Genomic DNA, 20,906 nt, shown 5'->3' on the forward strand with positions numbered 1-20,906 from the left:
CAACCCACGCAAGCGCGTGCCTATCCCGTTCTGACACCGCCATATCCCGGCCTGGCTGCAAACGACGTTGTTATGACAACGCCAAAAAGCTAATGCACCGCGCCGGGGACGATTGGAGGTTGGGGTTGGTACGCGTAAATCGACGGCTTGGCCGGACCGGCGGGACAGCCGATGGCTGATCGCGCCCCGGCACAACACGCCGTGGCGTCCTGTTCCTTCGCCCCGCCTGATGCCCCCACGCCGGCTGCGCGGCCCACGGTTGCGCTGGTCTATAATCCCCATGCCGGGCATTTCTGCGCGCGCACGCTGGCGCGCTGGCAAGTCGCGCTGGAAAGCGCCGGCTACCCAACCCTGCTGGTCGATAGCCTGGACTATGCCCGCGCGCCGCAGCACCAGCCCGCCGACGTGGTGTGCATCGTGGGCGGAGACGGCACTGCCCGCATGGTGGTGGAAGCCGGGCTGGCCGGCACTGACGCCGCGCCACTGCGCCATGCGCTGCTGCCGGCCGGCACGGTCAACCTGATCGCCCGCGAAGCCGGCTGCACGGCGCAGCCCGATGCCCTCCTTGCAGCACTCGCCGCCGGTGCGCCGGGCACGCCGCATTACCTGGGCCTGCTCGATGGTGCGCCGTTCCTGTGCTGCGCTTCGGCCGGGCCCGACAGCGCGGTGGTGGCCCGCGTGACGCCAGCCGCCAAAAAACGCTGGGGGCGCGCTGCCTATGCCCTGGCGGCGATCGCGCAAGCCTGGCGCTGGCCACGCCCGGCCCTGCGCGTGACGATCGACGGCGTCGCGCACGCGGCCGAGGCGGTGTTCGTGTTGAAAGGGCGGTTTTACGCCGGCCCCTGGACTCTCGATCCCCAGGCAGACCTGCGCCGACGCGAATTGCGCGTGGTGCTGCTGCCCCGCGCGCGCCGTCGCGACATCATTCGCCTGGCGTTGAGCGCGATGATCAGCCCGCGCTTTGCCGATCCGGCCTGGCAACGCTTTGCGGCACAAGCCGTGACTATCGACGGGGCGCAGCGCGTGCCGATCCAGGCCGATGGCGATGTGGTGGGACAAACTCCGGCGCGGTTCAGCCTAGCGACAGCGCCCATCCGCTTCCTGTCTCCGGCGGCGCGACAGACCACAAGGGACCAGGCCTGATGCGCCAGCAATTCGAACGAGAGCCTTGCAATGATACTGTCCTGCCCCGGTCCCCGGCCCAGCCGCCTGCACCCACCCCATTGCACGTGGTGCCAATCGCCCCTCTCGCCGCCGACCTGCCCCACCCGCGCCGTTCGATGATCGGGGAAACGCTGCCTGCACCGGCGCGCCGCGCGCCTGTGGCGGATCGCTGGCTGTGGGCGCTGGTCGCCGCTTCGGCCCTCGCCGTCATGGCGATGATGGTGGCCAATCGCCTGCCGGTGATGGTGGCAAGCCCGGCCTTTGCCGTGCTGGTGCTGGCCGTGGGCGCCTTGCTGGAGACCTGGCGCCGCTGTGCGCGCGCGGCAACGCCCTTGCAGGCCCGGATGCGGGACTTGTGCGAATATGGCCTGGTGCTGATTGCCATCGGCGTGCTGGGCGGTGTGGCCAGCTATCAAGTGGCGGCCCTGTCCCGCGGGTTTTGCGACGACATGCTGCAACGCTGGGACACCGCGCTGCATTTCGACTGGCTTTCGCTCTACCGCCTCGTGGTCAGCCATCCGGTGCTGCAATATACCGGATCGGCGGCCTATGATGCGGTATTCCTTTATCCCTGGGCCATCCTGATCTGGCACGCCTGGAATGGCGAGCGTGCCCAGGCGCGCGAATTCCTGCTGACCTTCTGGCTGGCCGCAGTGATCACGCTGGCGCTGTTCCCGCTGTTTCCGGCGCGCGGCGCCCTGGCGCACTTGTGGCACGGGGCAGTGCCCTATGCCCCCAGCAACGGATTGGACCAGGGCACGGTGATCGCAACGCTGCGCGCCCATGCCCTGGGCGGGATCGATCTGGGCACGGTCACCGGCGTCGTCTCCGCGCCGAGCTTCCACACCGTGTGCGGCGTGCTGTTCATCGCGTTTTCCTGGCGCATCGTGCCGCTGCGGCTGCTGATCGTGCCGCTCAACCTGATGCTGCTGGCGGCCACTCCGATCGAAGGATCGCATTACCTCATCGATATGGTGATCGGCGCCCTTGTCGCCACGATCGCGCTCGTCTTGGTGCGCAAGCGCGCCACCTTGCTGACCCTGGCCCAGGGCCTGGCGGCAAGGCGCCTGCGCCCCGCCGCCATTTCACGCTGATCCTTCCCGATCAATAGTCCTTGCTGGCCTTCACGCTGACCTGTTCATCGCCGATCGTGGAGATCGTGCCGAGCAGGGCCAGCCAGCGGGTGATGCGGAATTCGATCGACGTGGCGTTGTACCCGCGCCCGTCCGTGACCAGTTCCAGATAGAACCGCCGCCCCAGATACTTGCCCACGGCGATCGACGTGCCGCGCCCGGTGGTGGCATCGGCCCCCACGATACGCAGGCGATCGAGCCCGATCGCGCTGCGCACCTTGTTGATCGGATCACCCCCGCCGCCGCCGCGCAGGCTTGCCAGCGCCGAGGCAAGCTGCACCGCTTCCGGTGCCGAAATCTGCGTGATCGAGGTGCCGAACAGCAGGCGGCTGAGCAGCTCTTCCTCGGGCAGGGCCGGGGTGGAGCTGAAGGCGATGGAGGTGTGCGCCGCCGTGCCGGAAATCGTGATCGTGGCGGTCACGCCATTGGCATCGCCGGTGGCGACGATATCGAGTTGCGGATCGATCGGAGTGGCACCAGTGAAGCGGATCTTGCCGCGCGTGAGATCGAACCGCTTGCCGGCGAATTCATAACTGCCGCGGATCACTTCGGCCGTGCCGGTAATCTCGGGTGCGGCAGTGGTGCCGCGCAGGCGGATATCGGCCCCCCATTCGCTGTCCAGCCCCATGCCGCGCACCGCCACGCGATTGGCGGCCACCGCATCGATCATGAACTGCCACGGCGCCGAGGGAACCTTGGCCGGCGCAGCATCGGCGGGGGCATTGATTTCACGCGTCTTGATCGTGGGCAGGTCTGCCGCCGCGCTTGCCTTGCCCAGGGCCCAGCTGGCCTGGTCGATGCGCACGCGCCCGGCGATCGTGCCGCCGTTGCCGCTGCTGATCACGCGCAGCGGCCCGGTGACCGTGGCTGACATGTCGTCGCGCCGGATCAACTGCGCGTTGCTTGCCGCCAGGCGCAGGTCGATGCCCACGCCCTTGGTGGCAATCGCCGAAAGGTCGATCGTGCCGCTGCCTTCCACTTTGCCCCCATTGCTGGTGGTGCCGGTGAAATGCTGGAGTGACAGGTGCGAGGCATCGAAGCTGCCGGTCGCCTCGACATTCTGGACGTCTGCGCCGATCAGGGACGAACGCAAGCGCAGCCCCTTGCCCGCCAGCGCGCCGTTGAGGACGGGCGCATCGATCGTGCCGCTGACATTGGCCACCGCGCCCAACGGCCCGGTGAAATCGAACGCCTCCACCGCCGACAGACGCCACAGCGCTTCGGCCGGGCCGCTATAGCGCACCTGCGCGTTGAGCTTGCCGCCGCGCAGGCGTTCGGTCAGCGTGCCGCCGCGCGGCAGATCGGCAATCGCGGCCTGCAGGCGGCCGCGCACCGCGCCGCCATCCTTGACCACGGCGCGCGTCTGCAACGATGCCGCATCGAGTTGGCCGATCAGGTAGAGATCGACCGGGTGCGACGTGAGCACCAGCCCAGAGCGCGAGAAGTTGCGCACCTGGATGGCCACATGGCCCTGCGGCGCGCCGGTGCCATCGTCGCTGTAATCGATCAGGCCCGAGGCGATGCCGCCCAGCCCGAGATCGGCCACCGCGATATCCAGCACCGAAAGCGGCATGCGCGCCACTTTCAGATCGATCTTGGTCGGCCCACCCAGGATATGGCCCTCGGCAATCACGATGCCGCGGCCGAATGTCACTTGCGTGGGTTGCAGCTTCCAGCCTTCACCCTCGCGCTCCATCACCATGCGGCGCGGCATGTCGACCGTGCGGCCGGCATAGTTGCCCGCCACATAGGCGACGACCTTGTCAGGCTCGAACGCAGCGGTGCCCTGCAGCGCGAACTGCGTGCCGCGCCGCCCTGCGATCGACGCGGTGACGCTGCCCGAACCGTTGACCAGCGCGGCGCTGGCCGCCAGGCGCCCGATGAACACTTTGCCCGCCGAAAGCCCCTGCGCGGTAACATTGGCCGTCACGGTGCTGTTGCCTTTGGCAAACAGGCCATCCACGTCGATCTTGGCGCTGCCGATGGCCAGCGGCGTATCCCCGCCAAAGCGGGCATTGCGCGCCAGGATCAAGGCCTTGACCATCTGCCCGCCATCCTGTGGCGCCAGGTGGATCGTGCCATCAAGCCCGCCGCCTTTCAGCGCCAGATCGCCGCTCACGCCGCCATTGGCCAGCACCAGGCCACCGGTCACATCGGTCTGCCACACGCGCAGGAACTGGATCTGCAGCCGGGTGGGCCCGTCCTTGGGCGAAAACAGGCCCATCGACCCGTTGAACGGCCCCAGGCGCGATTGGCCCTGGGCGGTGATGCCCAGGCCATCGGGAATCGGGCTGATCCCCACGCGCACATCCTTGAGGCCGGCCGCCGGCAGCGGGCTGGCAAACACCAGTTCCGCGTGCGGGCCATCCTTGGCGAGGCGCGCGTTGACGGTGAACGGACCATAATCGGTGGAACGGCCCTGGCCAAGGACGCTGGCGGTGCCGTCCTGGCCCACCTGGCCGTCCATGGTCAGCGTCAGCTTGGGGGCGTTGACCGACACCTTGCGCAAGGTGAGCGGAATGGCGCCACCCATCCGCGCACTGCCCGAAAAGCGCACGTCGCCACCCGCCAGATTGGCCAGCGTGGCGTTGCTCAGGCGCGACAGGCGCCCGGCGGCATTGGCCTGGATCGACCATGGCAGGCGATCGCCCAATTTGATCAGCACTTTGGCGGTGCCATCCAGCGTGCCGACATTGGGCACGGCAAAGCCGCGGGCCACGATCGGCCCGGCCAGGGCATAGCCGCCGCGCGCCATGTCGCCGCGCAAGGTCAGCCGCGCGTCCAGGCCCTTGAGATGCAGGGCCAGCGGATCGGCCGACAGGGCATTGCCGCGCATCACCAGATCGCCCTGAAGCCGGGCACCGCTAAGATGCTGGTCGACCATGGCCTGGCCGCTGCGCAAGATCTGCGCCGTCACGTCGAGCGGCAGGACCAGCGCCTTGCCATCCCAGTGCGCGGTGCCGGCAGTCCGCAGCCCCTGCGCGGTGATCTGGCCCGAACGCAGGCTTTTCACGGTGACGAGGTGTTCGAAGGAAAGATCGTTGAACGCGCCATCCAGTGTGCCCGACAGCGCCACGCCTTCCACCTGCGGATCGGGCAGCAGCTTTTCCGGGTGAAGCACCTGGGCCTTGACCTTGATCGCCTGGGCCTGGTTGTTGGCGAGATCGAGGCCGCCCTGCGCCATGGCGCGCAGGGTGGGCGTGACGGCGAAGGCGGTGCCTTGGGCACGGCTTTGCGCGAAAGTGCCCTGATAGACGAGCGAGACCTTGCCACCGGCAGCAGCCGCCGCCGTGCCCTTGACCAGATCGGCCGGGAACACCTGGCCAGCCAGGCGATAAGTGCCGCTGCGGTTGTCGAGCAGGAAGGCCGCCAGGGTCTTGCCACCCTGTTGCGCCCAGCCAAAGCCGTGCCAATCGGCAAAACTGCCGCGCCCCGCCACGCGCATGTGCACATCGCGGCGCAGGCCCGAAAGCCCGGCGAGCAGGCCATCCTTGGGGGCATCATAGAGCCCGGCCAGTTCGAAACGATCGCGATCGGGCTCGCTGTCGAGGTGCACGACCAGGCGGTCGCGGCCCCCCAGCTTGCCCATCACGTCGACCAGGGCGCGCCCGTTGCGAATGTCGGCGCGGGCCTTCACGTCGATCCGCCGCCGATCGCCCACGATGCCCTTGGCAATCGTCAGGTCTTCCAGGGCAAAACGATCGATGCGGATGTTGAAATCGGGCAGCACCGGCGCGTTGGGATCGCCGGGGTTCATCTTGGGCGTGCGCCACAAGGTGCCGCGATGAAATACGAGGGTGCGGATATCGAGGCCGCTGTGCAGCCACGAGAGCGGCCGCCAGTCCAACTCTACCTCGGGCACGGTCATGAAGCGGCCCTTGGGATCGCTGATCACCACGTCGCGCAGGGTGGATGCGCCGAACAGCGAGCCGTCGATCCGCCCGATCTTCACGCGCAGGCCCGATCCCGGCGTGACCTGGGCAATGCGATCGATCACGAAGCGATGGCCGATGGCCGAATCCAGAATGAGGAACAGCGCCCCAAGCCCGGCCGCGAGCAAGAGCAGCGCGGTGACAAGGCGACGGGCCCAGCGCGCGGTCCAATGGCCTTGCGGGGCGCTGCGAGCCGCGGCGGGCTGATCCGCCGGCGTTGGTGCCGGCGGGGTATCCTGTGGTTCCTGCGCCATCAGAAGGCTTGCCCCAGCGCGATATAGACACCCAGGCGGCTATCGCCCGGACGCGGATTGATGGGCGTGCCCACGTCGATACGGATCGGGCCGAAGTTGGTGTGGTAACGCAGGCCCAGGCCCGCGCCCAGGCGCAAGCCGGACAGCGTGGGCGTGGCGGTTGGTCCCACGGTGCCGGCATCGACGAAGGGCACCAGGCCCACCGCGCCGCCAAACAGACCCGTCTTCACGCGCGCTTCCAGCGAGAATTCGCTCAACGAGCGGCCACCGGTCGGCTCCCCGGCGGAATCGAGCGGTCCCACCCGCTGATAGGCATAGCCACGCACCGATGCGCCACCACCGGCATAGAACCGCCGCGACGGCGCGATATTGTCGAGCGTGGTGCCGGCAATCGCCCCCAGTCGCGTGCGCGCGGCCAGGACCACGCTGCTGCTGATGCGCTGATAGATGCTGGCATCCACTTGCGTCTTCACATAGCTCGACTTGGTGCCGTCGGTGGTGGACAGCTCGGGCGAGACGCGCAGCGACAGGCGCCAACCCCGGGTGGGATCGAGCAGGCTGTCGCTGGCATCATAGGCCCCGCGCAGCGGCAGGGCGGCGATGAAATACGTGGTGCGCGGGGTGGTGCTGGTGGTTTCCTGCGTCCCGATCAACTGGATGCCGAACGAATAGGTCCACGGCTTCTGGAAGATCAGTGTGGATTGCTTTTCCAGGCTTGCCGTCGCCGAAATAGTGTTGGCGTCATAGGCGCGAACCTGGATGGTCTGGGCATAGAGATCGGCGGTAAGAACCTGGTCCCGCTCGTGGAAATTGTTGCGGCGGAAGGTGAAACCGGCCAGCTGCTCTTGCGTACCGAGCACGCCGCGGAACTTGATCATCCCTTCGGGCGGGAAGAAGTTGCGGTGTTCCCAGCTGCCTTCCAACCGCGCGCCTTCGCCACTGGAATACCCGATCAGGCCGGCCAGCGTGCGCTGCGGTGCCTTGGTCAGATCCACGTCCACGTCCACCACCCCGGGCTGCCCATTGGCAGGCGGCGTGACTTCGCGGGCCTTGACCGTTGCGGTGGACACCAGGCTGGTGGCCAGAATGCCCTCGCGCAGGTCGTCCATATCGCTGCGCTGGTACATGTCGCCGGGGCGGAAGCGGGCAATCCGCTCCAGATGGCGGGAACTCAGGTAGGCCGGCAGGTTGCTGTTGACGTGGCCAAAGCGGTACTTGCCGCCGGTGGTCACCGGCACGGTGAGGTCTCCGGTGCGCGGTTCGTGGTCGATTACAAGATCGGGTTCGCCCACGCTGGCAAAGGCATAGCCGCGCTCGCCCAGTTCCTTGTTGAGGCTGTCCTTTTCGGTGAGGATCTTGTCGCTGTTGATCGGATCGCCGATGTTGAGGTGGAACGCGGCGCGCAGATTGGCGCTGTCGCTTGCGGCCATCACATCGCCCAGCGCGATATGGGCAAAGCGATATTGCGGCCCGGGCTGAATGTCGAAGCGGACCACCGACTTGGCGAGATTTGCCTGACGCCGGGCGCGGGCCTCCTCGGCGGTTTCGGCCTTGGCCGGCGCTGGTGCGCCGGTCGCGGCAGTGCTGCTCGCCGTTTCCGGGGCGGCGGCCGCCGGCGTTGTGGTTCCGGGCGTAGCGGGCCGCTCGATTGTCTGCGTCACACCCGGATCGTAATAGCCATAGACGCGCAGCACCTGCTGCAGCAGTTCGGCGTCGCTCTTGGCGCGACGGGTCAGCTGCGCCAGGTTGTCTTCATCGTCCTTGAGCGTGGCCAGCGCCGAAAGGCCCTTGAACCGCGCGACGATGGCATCGCGATCGGGGATTTGCGTGTCGGTGGGAAACGCGAGCACGACCTGGTCTGCCACGCGCACCAGGGCGGCATTGGCAATCCGCACGCCTTGGGCCGAATCATCGGTTTCCAGCGCGGCCCCTGCGGCCTTGGCCTGCTGCTGGGCATCGGCGATATCAGGATCGGGCGTGAGCGGCTCGATTGCCGGCAGATCGGCCTGGTCGGGCCAATCGAGCGTGATGCCCGGCATGGCGGGCAGCGCCGGCAGCGGATCTGGGCTGATCAGGGTGGAAACATCGGGCACCGTCGCGCGGGCGGCATCGGTGTCGCGTGCCCAGGCCTGCGGGTTGTCGATCGCGGAATCGGGGATCAGCGCTTCAAGCGCGGGATCGGCATCGCGCGACTGGCCCAGTGCGGGCAGCGGCCCGAGAACGGCCCCCAGACCCACCCCTAGCGCGGCAAGCGCGCGCGCCAGGTTGGATGGCCCGAAGACGTCAGAGTGGAGGAAACCCTTGCGCCACGCTGGCGCTGACGGGCTGGGCAGAAAGCTCGGGCTTGGTCGGCAGGCCATCGGCACCATCGGTTTGCCCCAGGCGATCGATGGCCTGGGCTTGCGCCTCAGGCTCGAATGCACACCAGCCATCGCGGCCAAGACGCTCCATCGGGCGATAGCGGATCTTGTACTGCATCCGTGCCGATCCCTCGACCCAATAGCCGAGGTAGACATAGGGCAGGCCGATCCTCTGTGCGTGGAGGATGTGATCGAGAATGATGAAGTTTCCAAGCCCGCCGCGCGTTTCGTGATGTGGATCGTAAAAACTGTAGACCATTGAGAGCCCATCACCCTGCTGATCGGTCAGGCAGGCCCCCACCAGTTTGCCCGGGCTGCCATCGGCAGTGGGCTCCCTGTATTCGATCACATAACTTTTCACCGACGTATGTTCCACCATGTCCGCGAAATCCATCTCGTCCATGGTGGCCATGCCGCCGCCCGGATGCCGGGCAGCGAGATAACGCCGAAGCAGATCGAATTGTTCCGCAGTGGACCACGGTTTACACGCTGTCACCACAAGATCGCCATTGCGGCGCAGATCGCGCCGTTGTGTGGCCGATGGGCGAAAGGCCCCCGCCACCACCCGCACCGACACGCAGGCCGTGCAATCGACGCACGATGGCCGATAGGCCACCGTCTGGCTGCGCCGGAAACCGATGCGGCTCAGCGCATCGTTGAGCTCCTCGGCGCCAGGCCCCTTCAACTCGGTGAAGACCTTGCGTTCCTGCCGGCCGGGCAGATAGGGGCACGCGGCCGGGCTGGTGACGAAGAAGCGAGGGAAGCGGACAGGCGCTGTCACGGCGAAGAGCAGTTCCTTGTCGCGAAGCCGGACCATCCGGCGCGCGTCTTGCCCATAGCCGTGCCCCGGCATGGCCCTGGGTTAAAGCGTGTTAACCACGAAAGCCGCTTGACCGACAAGCCTGCGCCGTCATTTCGGTGCTGATTTTCACGGGGCCGTCCGATCCCGTGCCAAGGCAGGACAGCCTGCCCGGCACGGGTTAACGGATTCAAGCCGGCCGCGGGTGAGGCCGGCGGTGCGTCAGGCCAGTTCCACCTGGGTCACGTCATAGCCGCGGTCACGCAGCGAACGCACCAGCAGGTCGATCTGCTCACGGTTACGCGCCTCGCATTCGATCTCGGCCGTCAGCCCCTTGGCCGGCAGCGAGGTAAAGATGCGCTGGTGCCACACTTCCAGGATGTTGACCTGGTGGCGGTTGAACTCTTCCACCACGCTGTAGAGCGCACCAGGGCGATCCTGCAGCACGATGCGCAGCCGGCCCAGCCGGCCCGAACGGGCCAGATCGCGCAGCAGCACGTTGGCAAGCAGGCGCGTGTCGATGTTGCCGCCGGTCAGCACGATGCCCACCTTGCGCCCTTCGAACATGCGCCGGTTGGCGATCACGGCGGCAAGCCCGGCCGCGCCGGCGCCTTCGACCACGGTCTTTTCAATCTGCAGCAGCAGGGCCACCGCCGATTCGAGCGCGGCTTCATCGACCAGCACGATATCGTCGAGCAGGGTTTCGAGCACCGCCGAGGTGAACTTGCCCGGTTCCTTGACGGCGATGCCTTCGGCCAGGGTATCCCCGCCGCAGGGCAGCGTCTGGTGCTTGAGCTTGTCGTACATCGACGGGAACAGCGCCGCCTGCACGCCCACCAGGCCAATGCCCGGCTTCATCGCGCGCGCGGCCGTGCCCATGCCGGTCAACAGCCCGCCACCACCGATCGGCACGGCCAGCATGTCGATCTCGGGCACGTCGGTCAGCATTTCCAGCGCCACCGTGCCCTGCCCGGCCGCAACGGCGGGATCATCGAATGGATGCACGAAGGTCAGCCCGCGCTCCACCTCGAGCAGGCGGGCATGGGCATAGGCATCGTCGAAGGTTTCCCCTTCGAGCACGACATTGCCGCCGACGCTTTCGGTCTGCATGATCTTCACCGCCGGCGTCGTGCGCGGCATGACGATCGTGACCGGTACGCCCAGCCGCGTGCCGTGATACGACAGGCCCTGGGCATGGTTGCCGGCCGACGCCGCGATCACGCCGCGCGCGCGCTGTTCTTCGGACAGGAGGAGAAGGGCATTGAGCGCGCCGCGTTCCTTGTAGGCGGCGGTGAATTGCAGGTTTTCGAACTTGAGGTAGATCTCGGCGCCGGTGATCCGGCTGAGCGTCTGGCTATGCAGCGTGGGGGTGCGCACCACCTTGCCCATAATTCGCCCCGCCGCCGCGTGAACGTCGGCAAGGGTCAGCTGGGCATGCGCCGGCTGCTGGGCGAGCTTGTGGACAAGGTTTTCCATGGATGCTGCCCCTAATACAAAGGGCTGCGCAAAGAAACCGTTTCCGCGTGCCGGGGCGAGCCCCAAGGGAGGGCTGGCGCGCCTGCGCAAACCGGCTAAACACATGGGCCATGACGCAATCACTTTCCATCGCCTGCATCGGCCTTGGCACCATGGGTGGGCCGATTGCCCGGCACCTGGGCCAGGCCGGCCACCGCCTGACCGTATTCAACCGCAGCGACGCCCGGCGCGAAGCCTGGCTGGCCGCCAATCCCGGCCTGGCCGCGCGCGTGGCCAACAGCCCGGCCGAAGCGGCCGAAGGCGTGGACGCCGTGATCACCTGCGTGGGCAACGACGATGACCTGGCCGACGTGGTCCTGAGCCCGCAGGGCGCGTTCGCCACGCTCAAGCCCGGCGCCGTGCTGATCGACCACACCACGGTTTCGGCCCGCATTGCCCGGCAGATTGCCGTTGAGGGACGTGACAAGGAACTCCTGTGCGTCGACGCGCCCGTCACCGGCGGGCAATCGGGCGCGGAAAACGGCACGCTGTCGATCATGTGCGGCGGCAGCGACAAGGCGATCGCCGCGGCCCGCCCGATCCTTTCCGCCTATGCCAAGCGTGTGGTCCACGTGGGCAAATCGGGCGCCGGGCAGACCACCAAGATGGTCAACCAGATGTGCCTGGCGGCGACGATCGCCGGCCTTTCCGAAGCCATGCGCTTTGCCCAGGCCGCGCATCTCGACCTTGGCAAGGTGTTCGAGGCGATTTCGGGCGGCGCCGCGCAATCCTGGCAGATGGACAACCGCTGGGACACCATGGCCGACGATTCGTTCGACTTCGGCTTTGCCGTGGACTGGATGCGCAAGGACCTGGGCCTGGCCATCGAGGAAGCGCGCGGCCTGGGCGCCAGCGTGCCGACCACGGCGCTGATCGACCAGTTCTATGCCGATGTGCAGGCCTTGGGCGGCGGGCGCCAGGATACCAGCGCACTGATCCGCCGCCTGCCGCTGCGCGGGCAGAAACCGGCATGAGCCGCGCCTCGCTGGCGGCACTCGCCGCGCTTCTGGCCAGTTGTGCCCTGCCCGGCCTGGCACAGGCTGCCCAGGCCCCATCCACCGATACGCTGGTGGACAATGTCCACGGCGAAACCATCGGCGCCGATGGCCAGGTGGAGCAGGTCATCGGCCTGCTGTTCGACCGTTCGGGCACGATCCGCCAGGTTTTCCACCCCGGTGACAAACTGCCCAAGAAGGGCTTTGGCTATCACGTCGATGGCCAGGGCCAGGTGATCCTGCCCGGCCTGATCGACGCCCACGTCCATATCATGGACATCGGGCTGGCCGCGCTCACCCTGGACCTGTCGGAGACGCATTCGCTGGCAGAGGCGCTCGACGCGATCCGGGCCTATGCCGCCGCGCACCCCGATCGCACCTGGATCACCGGCCGCGGCTGGAACCAGGAGCAATGGGGCCTCAAGGATGGCGCGGGCCAGAGCCGCTATCCCACCGCAGCCGAACTCGATTCGGTGGTGGGGGATCGGCCGGTGTGGCTCGAACGCGTGGATGGCCATGCAGGTTGGGCCAACAGCGCCGCGCTCAAGGCCGCCGGGATCACCGCCGCCAGCAAGGCGCCCGATGGCGGCGCGATCGACCGGCGCCCGGATGGCACGCCCGCCGGCGTGTTGGTCGACGCGGCCATGGGCCTGCTCACCCCGCGCCTGCCCGCTCCCCGCGCGGCCGACCGCGATGCCGCGCTGGCCAAGGCGCAATCGCTGCTGTTCCAGCGCGGCGTGACCGCGGTGGCCGACATGGGCACCAGCATCGAGGATTGGCAGGCCTTCCGCCGGGCGGGTGACAAGAACCAGCTCTATGTGCGGATCATGGCCTATGCCATGGGCACCGATCAGATGGCGCTGATCGCCGGGGGCGAACCCACGCCCTGGCTCTACGCCGATCGCTTGCGCCTGGGCGGGGTCAAGCTGTTCATGGACGGCGCGCTGGGTTCGCGCGGGGCCTGGCTCAAGGCACCTTATGCCGATGCGCCGGGCACGCGCGGCCTGCCCCGGATGAATGACACCCAGTTGGGCAACCTGATGAGCCGGGCGGCGATGGACGGGTTCCAGGTTGCGGTCCACGCCATTGGTGACGCGGCCAATGCCGCCGTGCTCGCTTCGATCGAGGACCTTTCCGCCACCTACAAGGGCGATCGGCGCTGGCGGGTGGAACATGCGCAGATCGTCGATCCGGCCGATATCGCGCGCTTTGGCCGCAACGGGGTGATCGCCTCGATGCAACCGGTGCACGAAACATCCGATCGCCTGATGGCCGAGGCGCGGCTGGGCCCGCAGCGGCTGGCCGGCGCCTATGCCTGGCAATCCATTGCCAAGGCCGGCGGCAAACTGGCGTTCGGGTCTGACGCGCCGGTGGAACTGCCCGATCCCTTTGCCGGCCTTGCCGCCGCGATCAGCCGCCAGGGGCCTGATGGCCAGCCGGCCGGCGGCTGGCAGCCACAGGAAGTGGTAACGCCGGCCCAGGCCTTGGCCGCCTATACCACGGGCGGCGCCTATGCCGGCTTTGCCGAGGGCCGTTTCGGCCGCCTGGCACCGGGCCTGCGCGCCGATTTCATCCTGGTCGATACCGATCCGCTGACTGCCACGCCCGACGCGATCCGCCGCACCAAAGTGCGCGAAACCTGGGTGGGCGGGGGCAAGGTCTGGCCGGCAAACTCGGAAAACGCCCCGGCCGACAAGGATGGAAACAAAAAGGGCTGAGGGTCGTTACATCGCCCGACGCGGAAGGCGCTGGGTTCCCCCCTCATCCCGGCGCTGCGTTGCCAGGCCCAGACGGTGTTGTCCCCTCGCACCGCTTTCTCATCTGGGCACGGCCATGCGGGCAGCGGAAAAAATCCCGCCGCGCATGAAACTCCCTCGAAGTGCAAGATACGGTGGGGGCCAGCAATGGCCCCCACCCCAATTGGATCAAGGCAGCAGTTGCGTGGGTTCGCCCACCGGCTGCGCGGCAGCAGCCGCAGCGGCAGCGGCTTCTTCTGCTTCGGCCCGCGCCTTTTCCTCGGCATCGGCCTTTTCGACGAAGCGCATCACGATCAACGTGCCTTCGAACAGGATCAGCAGCGGAATCGCCAGCATCAGCTGCGACACCACGTCGGGCGGGGTGATCAGCGCGGCAAGCGCCACGATGCCCACGATCACATAGCGCCGCGCCTTGACCAGCGCATCGCGGCTGACGATCCCTGCGCGGTTGAGCAGCATGAGCAGCACCGGCAGCAGGAACGAGACGCCGAACGCCAGGATGAACTGCATCACCAGCGCTAGGTATTCCTCGATCCCCGGCAAGGCTTCCAATTGCAGGCCGCCCTTGTTGCCCTGGAAGCCCACGAACCATTTGAACGCGGTGGGCATCACCACGAAGTAAGCCAGGCTGGCGCCCATGCCGAACAGGATCGGCGTGGCGATCAGGAAAGGCAGGAAGGCCCGCTTTTCCCGCGCATAGAGCCCCGGCGCGACAAAGGCCCAAAGTTGGTTGGCGATCACCGGAAAGCTGAGCAGGAAGCCGGAAAACAGCGCCACTTTCAGGTTCACGAAGAACGCCGAATAGAGCTTGGTATAGATCAGCCGGCCATGCCCGGCGGGAAACGCGAGGCTGAGCGGGTGGACCAGGATCGCCAGGATCGCGTCGACGAAATAGTAGCTGATCGCCGACGTCAGCGCGAGCGCATAGACGCAGCGCAACAGGCGCGTGCGCAGTTCGATCAGGTGATCGAGCAGCGGCGCCTGGGTTTCATCGATATCGCGAATCTGAATCACTCGTGCCCCGTGTTCACTGGTCCCGTCGATGCCGGGGTTTCCGCGTCGGACTTGACGCTATCGGGCTGCGGGCCGCGCGGGCGCGCGCCGCGCTGCTCCACCGGCAGAAGCTGTTCGGGCGGCGGCGGCAAAGGCGCGGGCGCAGGTGCGATCGCCGGTTCGGTCGGCGCATGGGGCGCCAGCACCGGATCGACCGGGTGCGCGGGCTGTTCGGCCACGGCATGGGGCGCTTCGGCAGCGCTGGCGGCCGCGCTCTGCGCCATGATCTGGGCGTTCTGCTCCTGCCACTTCTTTTCCATCTCGGCCAGTTCCGCCTCGCGGATCATGGTTTCGATACCGGAACGGAAGTGGTTGGAAACGCGGCGCATCTTGCCGATCCACCGCCCGGCGGTGCGCAGCGCAAGCGGCAAATCCTTGGGCCCGATCACCACGATCGCCACGATGACGACCAGCAGCAATTCGGACGGGGCAATATCGAACATCAGCAGTGAGCCCTATCTCGTCGGCCTGTCTTGGCGGGTAGATCAGGCCTGCGGGCCTTGCTGATGATCGCCGGGCTGCTGGACGGGCGCCTGGGGCGCAACCGGGGTTACAGGCGGGGTCACCGGCGGCGGGGTCTGCTGGATCTGCGCAGGCGGCGGGGTCACCGGACGATCGGCTTCCTCGTTCATGCCCTGCTTGAAGCTTTTGATACCCTTGCCGAAATCACCCATCATTTCGGAAATGCGGCCACGGCCGAACAGAATCAGCACGACCAGCGCGAGGATGATCAGGTGCGGTAGAGAAAGGCCACCCATTTCAAATTCTCCTTTGGCCTGCCCAGATAGGGGATGTTCCGGCTCTTCGCCAGCGGGCAGTGCGATTCTTGTCGTTTAGTCGGCCCCGGCCCCATCTTCATCGCCATCGTCGGCAGCATCCTCGCCGCTGCCGGTGAGCACGGCATAGGCTTCATCGACCGGATCGAGCAAGCCAGCCGCGCGCAATTCGCCGATGCCCGGCAGGTCCCCCCGGCTCGACAGCCCGAAATGGGTGAGGAACGCGGGGGTGGTGGAATAGATCGTGGGGCGCCCCGGCACTTCGCGCCGCCCGGCAATGCGCACCCAGCCTGCTTCCATCAGCACATCGAGCGTGCCCTTGGCAGTCTGCACGCCACGGATCGCCTCGATTTCCGCCCGGCTGACGGGTTCGTGATAGGCGATGATCGCCAGCGCCTCGGTCGCCGCGCGCGACAGGCGGCGCACATCTTCCTTCTCGCGCCGCAACAGGTGCGCCAGGTCTGGCGCGGTCTGGAAATGCCAGCGTCCGCCCCGCTCCACCAAGTGAATGCCGCGCCCGGCGTAATGCTCAGTCAGCGCGGCCAGCGCAGGCCGCACGTCTGCCCCGCCCAGGTGCCGGGAAATCTCGTCGGCACGCAAAGGTTCGGTGGCGGCAAACAGCGTCGCTTCCACGCCACGCAGCAGATCGTCGGGCGCCGTCATGAAAGCGGCCGGCATCGAATCGGCCGCACCAGCAGCGGGCCAAAGCATTCCTCCTGCACCAGTTCCACCCGGCCTTGCTTGGCCAGTTCGAGCGCGGCGAGGAAACTTGAAGCGAGCGCAGAGCGCGCCAGTTGCCGATCGGCATCGCTGTTGATGGCCATCGGCGGCAGGAAGGCGCGTAGGTCGCGCCATTCCAGGCTGGTGCCGAGCAGGGCGGAAATGCGCGCCAGCGCGGCATCGAGCGTCATCACCGGCCGCTCGCGCACCATGTGCACCACCGGGCGGTTGCGATGCTGGACCTGGCCATAGGCCTGGATCAGGCCGAACATATCCATCTGCCAGCGCGCGCGGCGCGCCAGCGTGATCCCTTCGGGCGCACCGCGCGCAAAGACATCGCGCCCCAGCCGGTCCCGCGCCATCAACCGTGCGCCGGCCTCGCGCATCGCCCCCAGCCGCTGCAGCCGCAATTGCAGGCGCAGCGCCATTTCCTCGGGGCTGGGCTGCATATCCGGATCGCGCGGCAAGAGCAGCAGCGACTTGAGATAGGCCAGCCAGGCCGCCATCACCAGGTAATCGGCCGCCAGTTCCAGCTTCAACGCCTCGGCCCGGTCGATATAGCCCAGGTACTGGTCCACCAATTCCAGGATCGAGATCTTGCGCAGATCGACCTTCTGCCGCCGCGCCAGATCGAGCAGGAGGTCGAGCGGCCCTTCCCAGCCGTCGAGATCGAGATAGAGCGCATCGTTGGCGGCAACGGCGGTGGGCAGGCCGTCCCAGCCACCATCATCCTCCCCTGGCGCGCCCTCGGCCATGGCGGATCAGGCCAGCGCCAGCAGCGTGTCGCGCCGGGCCACCAGCTCTGCCTGCAAGGCCCCGTCACGCGGCACGGCGGCCGGCGCGGTGGGTGCCAAGGCGCGTTCCAGCCGCTTGGCGGTTGCGTCGCTCATCGGCGCGAGCGACGCAGCAATCCCGATCATGTCCGGCATCTTGGCCCAGCAATTGAGCGCGATATCGCACCCGGCCGCCTGTGCCCGCGCCGCGCGTTCGGGCACGGTCCCGGCCAGAGCCTCCATGTCGAGATCGTCGGTCAACAGCAGGCCGTCAAAGCCGATGCGGCGGCGGATTACTTCGCCCACCACGAAGGGCGACAGCGTGGCTGGCAGTTCGGCGTCCCACGCGGTGAAGCGCACATGCGCCGTCATGCCGATGGCCGCACCGGCCAGGGCCTGGAACGGCGCCAGATCGGCATCCAGCTCCGCCTCGCTCGCGGTGACGGTGGGCAATTCCTTGTGGCTGTCAGCCAAGGCGCGGCCATGGCCGGGCATGTGCTTGACGACGCCGGCCACCCCGGCCCGCGCCAGCCCATCGAGCACGGCACGGCCCAGCGCCGCCACGCGCAGCGGCTCCTTGCCCAAAGCGCGATCGCCGATCACGTCATGCGCGCCCACCTGCCGCACATCGAGCAGCGGCAGGCAATCCACGCTGATCCCGGCTTCGGCCAGGTCCATGCCCAAGCCTTGCGCATTGGCGCGCGCCGCCTCGATCGCGCTGGCCGGCGCCACGTCATAGAGACGGTCGAATGCCTCACCAGGGGGATAGGCCGCCCAGACCGGCGGCTTCATCCGCGCCACCCGGCCACCTTCCTGATCAATCGAGATCAGCAGCCGCTCGCGCCCGTGCAGGTCGCGCAACGAATCGGTCAGCGCGCGCAGCTGGTCGCGGCTTTCCACGTTGCGGCCGAACAGGATGTAGCCGGCCGGGTCTGCATCCAGGAAAAAGGCGCGCTCGTCAGCGGTGAGAACAGGGCCGGAAAGCCCGAAAATGGCAGGAAGCATGCCCCTGCCATCCCGAAATTTGCGCGGCATGGCAAGCCCAAAGGCCTGCCGTCAGTCCGCCGTCAGCGCTTCACCTGGCACTTCACGCCTTCGCCCTGCAGCTTGTTGCACAGCGCGTTGGCAGCGCCGGCGTCACCGGGCACGGCTTGCAGGCGATAGACCGTGCCGATGTCCGCCTTGCCGGCGATCACGCGGTGGTTCACGCCCTTGAGGCTTTCGTGCGCCAGCACCAGCTTGTTCCAGCCGGTTTCGGCCAGGGCCTGGCTGGAAAACGCGCCAACCTGCACGCCCACGCCGCTGACCGGGGCCGCTGCCGGCGTGGCCTTTTCGGCGGGCTTGTCTGCCGGCTTGGCGGCCGGGCTGGCGCTGGGCGCGGGCGCGGCGGGCGCATCCTTGGCGGCCAGGGCGGCGGTGGGGCGTTCGCCCTCGCTCACCTTGAAACTCGAATCGCCGGTGCCCTGGAAGGTCTTGCCACCCGGATCCTTGGGGGCAACCTTGTAGGGTTCCTTGCTCGCTTCGATCAGGCTGCCATCGGCCGCGGCGGGCGCGGCGTTTCGGTGGGTGGCCCAGTAAATGCCGCCCACGATCGCGGCGAGCAGGATCAGCGCCAACACGCCAAAGCCGATCAGGCGGCCGTTGTCGGGGCCTTCTTCCTCAAGGTCCACATCATCGGCGCTTTCCAGCCAGGGCAGGCGTTCTTCCGTGCCCAGGTCCAGCGCCGGGCTTGCGTGCCCTGCCCCGCCCCATCGTGCCCCGGATTGTCGTGCTGATCGCCGTTCACCATTACCTTAAAGCTCCTGCGCGGCCTCAACCCCCAAGATGGCCAGCCCGTTCTTCACAACCTGCCCGATTTGTGCGGCCAGGAAAAGCCGGGCCTCGGTAAGGTCCTTATCCTGTGCCACAATGAACCGCTTTTCGGGCTTGTCGTTACCCACGTTCCAATAAGCATGGAACGCGGCAGCCAGGTCATAGAGGAAGAACGCGATACGGTGCGGCTCGCGCGCAACGGCCGCGCCATCGACGATGCGCGGGAACTGCGCCGCCAGCTTGACGACGGCCAGCTCTTCCTGGCCCAACCGGCCGAGGTTGGCCGCGCTCGGCGCCCAGCCCAGTTCGGCACCCTTGCGCAGGGTGGAACTGATCCGGGCATGGGCATATTGCACATAGAACACCGGATTGTCCTTGGAGGCTTCCACCACCTTGGCAAAGTCGAAGTCCATCTGCGCATCGGGCTTGCGGGTCAGCATGGTGAAGCGCACCACGTCCTTGCCCACTTCCTCCACCACATCGGCCAGCGTGACGAAATTGCCCGCGCGCTTCGACATCTTGACCGGCTGCCCATCGCGCAGCAGCTGGACCATCTGCACCAGCTTGACTTCGAAGGGCTTCGGCTTGGCGCCTTCCGCGCCGGTCAGCGCGGCCACCGCGGCCTTGATCCGCTTGACCGTGCCGGCATGGTCCGCGCCCCAGATGTCCACCAGCGCATCGGCGGTTTCGGCCTTCTGGAAGTGATAGGCCAGGTCCGCGCCGAAATAAGTCCAGCTGCCGTCGGACTTCTTGATCGGGCGGTCCTGGTCGTCGCCAAAGCGGGTGGAGCGGAACAGCGGCAGTTCCACCGGCTCCCAATCCTCGGGGGTCTTGCCCTTGGGCGCTTCCAGGTGGCCATCATAGACCAGATCGTGCGCGCGCAGCCAGGCTTCGGCGGCCTCGGGCTTGCCGGCGGCCTGAAGCTCTGCTTCCGAAGAGAACAGATCGTGGACGATGCCCAGCTTGCCAAGGTCTTCCTTGATCATCACCAGCATGGCCGCCACGGTCTTTTGCCGGAACAGCACCAGCCATTCGGCTTCCGGCGCGCCGACATAGCGATCGCCATATTCGGCGGCCAGCGCCTGGCCCACCGGCACGAGATAGTCACCCGGATAGAGCCCCTCGGGCACCGCGCCCACGTCTTCGCCCAGCGCCTCGCGATAGCGCAAGTGCGCCGAACGGGCGAGCACATCGACCTGCGCGCCCGCATCGTTGACGTAGTATTCCTTGATCACCTTGTGTCCGGCGAACTGGAGCAGCGCGGCCAGGGCATCGCCCACCACGGCGCCACGGCAATGGCCCATGTGCATCGGCCCAGTCGGGTTGGCCGAGACATATTCGACGTTGACCGTGCTGCCACCACCGAGCGCAGAGCGGCCATAGTCGCCCCCCGCCGTGCCGATCAGGGCGAGTTCGTCGGTCCAGGCGGCATCGACCAGGCGCAAGTTGATGAAGCCCGGCCCGGCGATTTCGGCACTGGCCACGCGCGGATGGGCGGCCAGTTCCTCGATCAACAGTGCGGCCAGCGCGCGCGGATTGGTGCCGGCAGGCTTGGCCAGGACCATCGCGGCATTGGTCGCCAGATCGCCATGGGCCGCATCGCGCGGCGGTTCGCAAGTCACGGCGCCGCGCGCCAGCCCGGCGGGAAGCGCGCCCTTGGCAACAAGCGCATCGAGCGCGGCATCGATCACGCCGGCATAAGTGGCAAACAGCGTCTGGGCGGCAACGGGGCTATCGGTGGTCATGCCGGGCCGATAGCGAATTTGTGGGGGCTTGGGAACTGGCGGGTTTGGCGTTGTGCTGCGGCGTTTGTGCAAGGTCTCGCACCACCCCCAAACCCCCTCCTCTGAAGAGGAGGGGACT

At 67.5% G+C, this 20,906-nt stretch carries 16 protein-coding genes; 4 read left to right on the forward strand and 12 right to left on the reverse strand.

Translation table 11 applies throughout. The annotated features are described in order from the left end of the window. The first annotated feature begins 171 nt into the window (after positions 1-171). Together R9J51_RS19360 and R9J51_RS19365 are read left to right on the forward strand one after the other, a co-directional pair. Positions 172-1,143 (forward strand): diacylglycerol kinase family protein, encoded by a 972-nt coding sequence (locus tag R9J51_RS19360; protein ID WP_179505426.1) that lies wholly within the window; start codon positions 172-174, stop codon positions 1,141-1,143. An 89-nt stretch (positions 1,144-1,232) separates the two neighbouring features. After that, complete coding sequence (locus R9J51_RS19365) at positions 1,233-2,258, forward strand: phosphatase PAP2 family protein (protein ID WP_179505427.1); 1,026 nt, start codon at positions 1,233-1,235, stop codon at positions 2,256-2,258. A gap of 10 nt (positions 2,259-2,268) precedes the next feature. On the opposite strand, the gene R9J51_RS19370 is transcribed toward R9J51_RS19365, so the two are convergent. From R9J51_RS19370 to R9J51_RS19385, 4 genes are all read right to left on the reverse strand, one after another. Then, a complete protein-coding gene (locus R9J51_RS19370) occupies positions 2,269-6,483 on the reverse strand; it encodes a translocation/assembly module TamB domain-containing protein (RefSeq protein ID WP_179505428.1) in 4,215 nt (1,404 codons plus the stop codon). Further along, positions 6,483-8,843 carry an autotransporter assembly complex protein TamA gene (locus R9J51_RS19375; protein WP_432787683.1) on the reverse strand — a complete coding sequence of 787 codons (2,361 nt, stop codon included), beginning with the start codon at positions 8,841-8,843 and terminating at the stop codon, positions 6,483-6,485. Before R9J51_RS19375 ends, R9J51_RS19370 begins: the two co-directional genes overlap by 1 nt. Next, complete coding sequence (locus R9J51_RS19380) at positions 8,767-9,624, reverse strand: arginyltransferase (RefSeq protein WP_179506569.1); 858 nt, start codon at positions 9,622-9,624, stop codon at positions 8,767-8,769. Before R9J51_RS19380 ends, R9J51_RS19375 begins: the two co-directional genes overlap by 77 nt. 240 nt (positions 9,625-9,864) lie before the next feature. Further along, complete coding sequence (locus R9J51_RS19385; RefSeq protein ID WP_179505429.1) at positions 9,865-11,118, reverse strand: threonine ammonia-lyase; 1,254 nt, start codon at positions 11,116-11,118, stop codon at positions 9,865-9,867. Positions 11,119-11,228: 110 nt separating this feature from the next. Here R9J51_RS19385 and R9J51_RS19390 point away from each other — a divergent pair, with 110 nt between their 5' ends. Together R9J51_RS19390 and R9J51_RS19395 are read left to right on the forward strand one after the other, a co-directional pair. After that, a complete protein-coding gene (locus tag R9J51_RS19390; RefSeq protein ID WP_168556657.1) occupies positions 11,229-12,131 on the forward strand; it encodes an NAD(P)-dependent oxidoreductase in 903 nt (300 codons plus the stop codon). Then, positions 12,128-13,870, forward strand: a complete 1,743-nt coding sequence (locus R9J51_RS19395; protein WP_179505430.1) for an amidohydrolase family protein — start codon at positions 12,128-12,130, stop codon at positions 13,868-13,870. The genes R9J51_RS19390 and R9J51_RS19395 overlap by 4 nt, the downstream gene beginning before the upstream one ends. Before the next feature lie 207 nt (positions 13,871-14,077). Here the strand turns inward: R9J51_RS19395 and tatC are convergent, their stop codons facing one another. The 8 genes from tatC to argS all read right to left on the reverse strand — a co-directional run bounded on the left by tatC (position 14,078) and on the right by argS (position 20,788). Further along, positions 14,078-14,914: a twin-arginine translocase subunit TatC gene (gene tatC, locus R9J51_RS19400; RefSeq protein WP_168556989.1), complete on the reverse strand. Its 837-nt coding sequence runs from the start codon at positions 14,912-14,914 to the stop codon at positions 14,078-14,080. A 5-nt stretch (positions 14,915-14,919) separates the two neighbouring features. Continuing rightward, complete coding sequence (tatB, locus tag R9J51_RS19405) at positions 14,920-15,405, reverse strand: Sec-independent protein translocase protein TatB (RefSeq protein ID WP_179505431.1); 486 nt, start codon at positions 15,403-15,405, stop codon at positions 14,920-14,922. A gap of 42 nt (positions 15,406-15,447) precedes the next feature. Next, positions 15,448-15,720 carry a Sec-independent protein translocase subunit TatA gene (locus R9J51_RS19410; RefSeq protein ID WP_246866167.1) on the reverse strand — a complete coding sequence of 91 codons (273 nt, stop codon included), beginning with the start codon at positions 15,718-15,720 and terminating at the stop codon, positions 15,448-15,450. A gap of 75 nt (positions 15,721-15,795) precedes the next feature. Beyond that, positions 15,796-16,401 (reverse strand): SMC-Scp complex subunit ScpB, encoded by a 606-nt coding sequence (gene scpB, locus R9J51_RS19415; RefSeq protein WP_179505432.1) that lies wholly within the window; start codon positions 16,399-16,401, stop codon positions 15,796-15,798. Continuing rightward, positions 16,398-17,213, reverse strand: coding sequence for a segregation and condensation protein A (locus tag R9J51_RS19420; RefSeq protein WP_179505433.1), 816 nt, complete (start codon positions 17,211-17,213; stop codon positions 16,398-16,400). The genes scpB and R9J51_RS19420 overlap by 4 nt, the downstream gene beginning before the upstream one ends. A gap of 6 nt (positions 17,214-17,219) precedes the next feature. Next, positions 17,220-18,236: a beta-N-acetylhexosaminidase gene (gene nagZ, locus R9J51_RS19425; RefSeq protein WP_179505434.1), complete on the reverse strand. Its 1,017-nt coding sequence runs from the start codon at positions 18,234-18,236 to the stop codon at positions 17,220-17,222. 62 nt (positions 18,237-18,298) lie between these two features. Beyond that, entirely contained in the window at positions 18,299-18,901 is a 603-nt protein-coding gene (locus R9J51_RS19430; RefSeq protein ID WP_432787684.1) for an SPOR domain-containing protein, read from the reverse strand. Positions 18,902-19,024: 123 nt separating this feature from the next. Further along, positions 19,025-20,788, reverse strand: a complete 1,764-nt coding sequence (argS, locus tag R9J51_RS19435) for an arginine--tRNA ligase (protein WP_179505436.1) — start codon at positions 20,786-20,788, stop codon at positions 19,025-19,027. Positions 20,789-20,906: the final 118 nt, after the last annotated feature.

This window comes from Novosphingobium rhizosphaerae (assembly GCF_050920675.1).
GTDB lineage: Bacteria > Pseudomonadota > Alphaproteobacteria > Sphingomonadales > Sphingomonadaceae > Novosphingobium > Novosphingobium rhizosphaerae.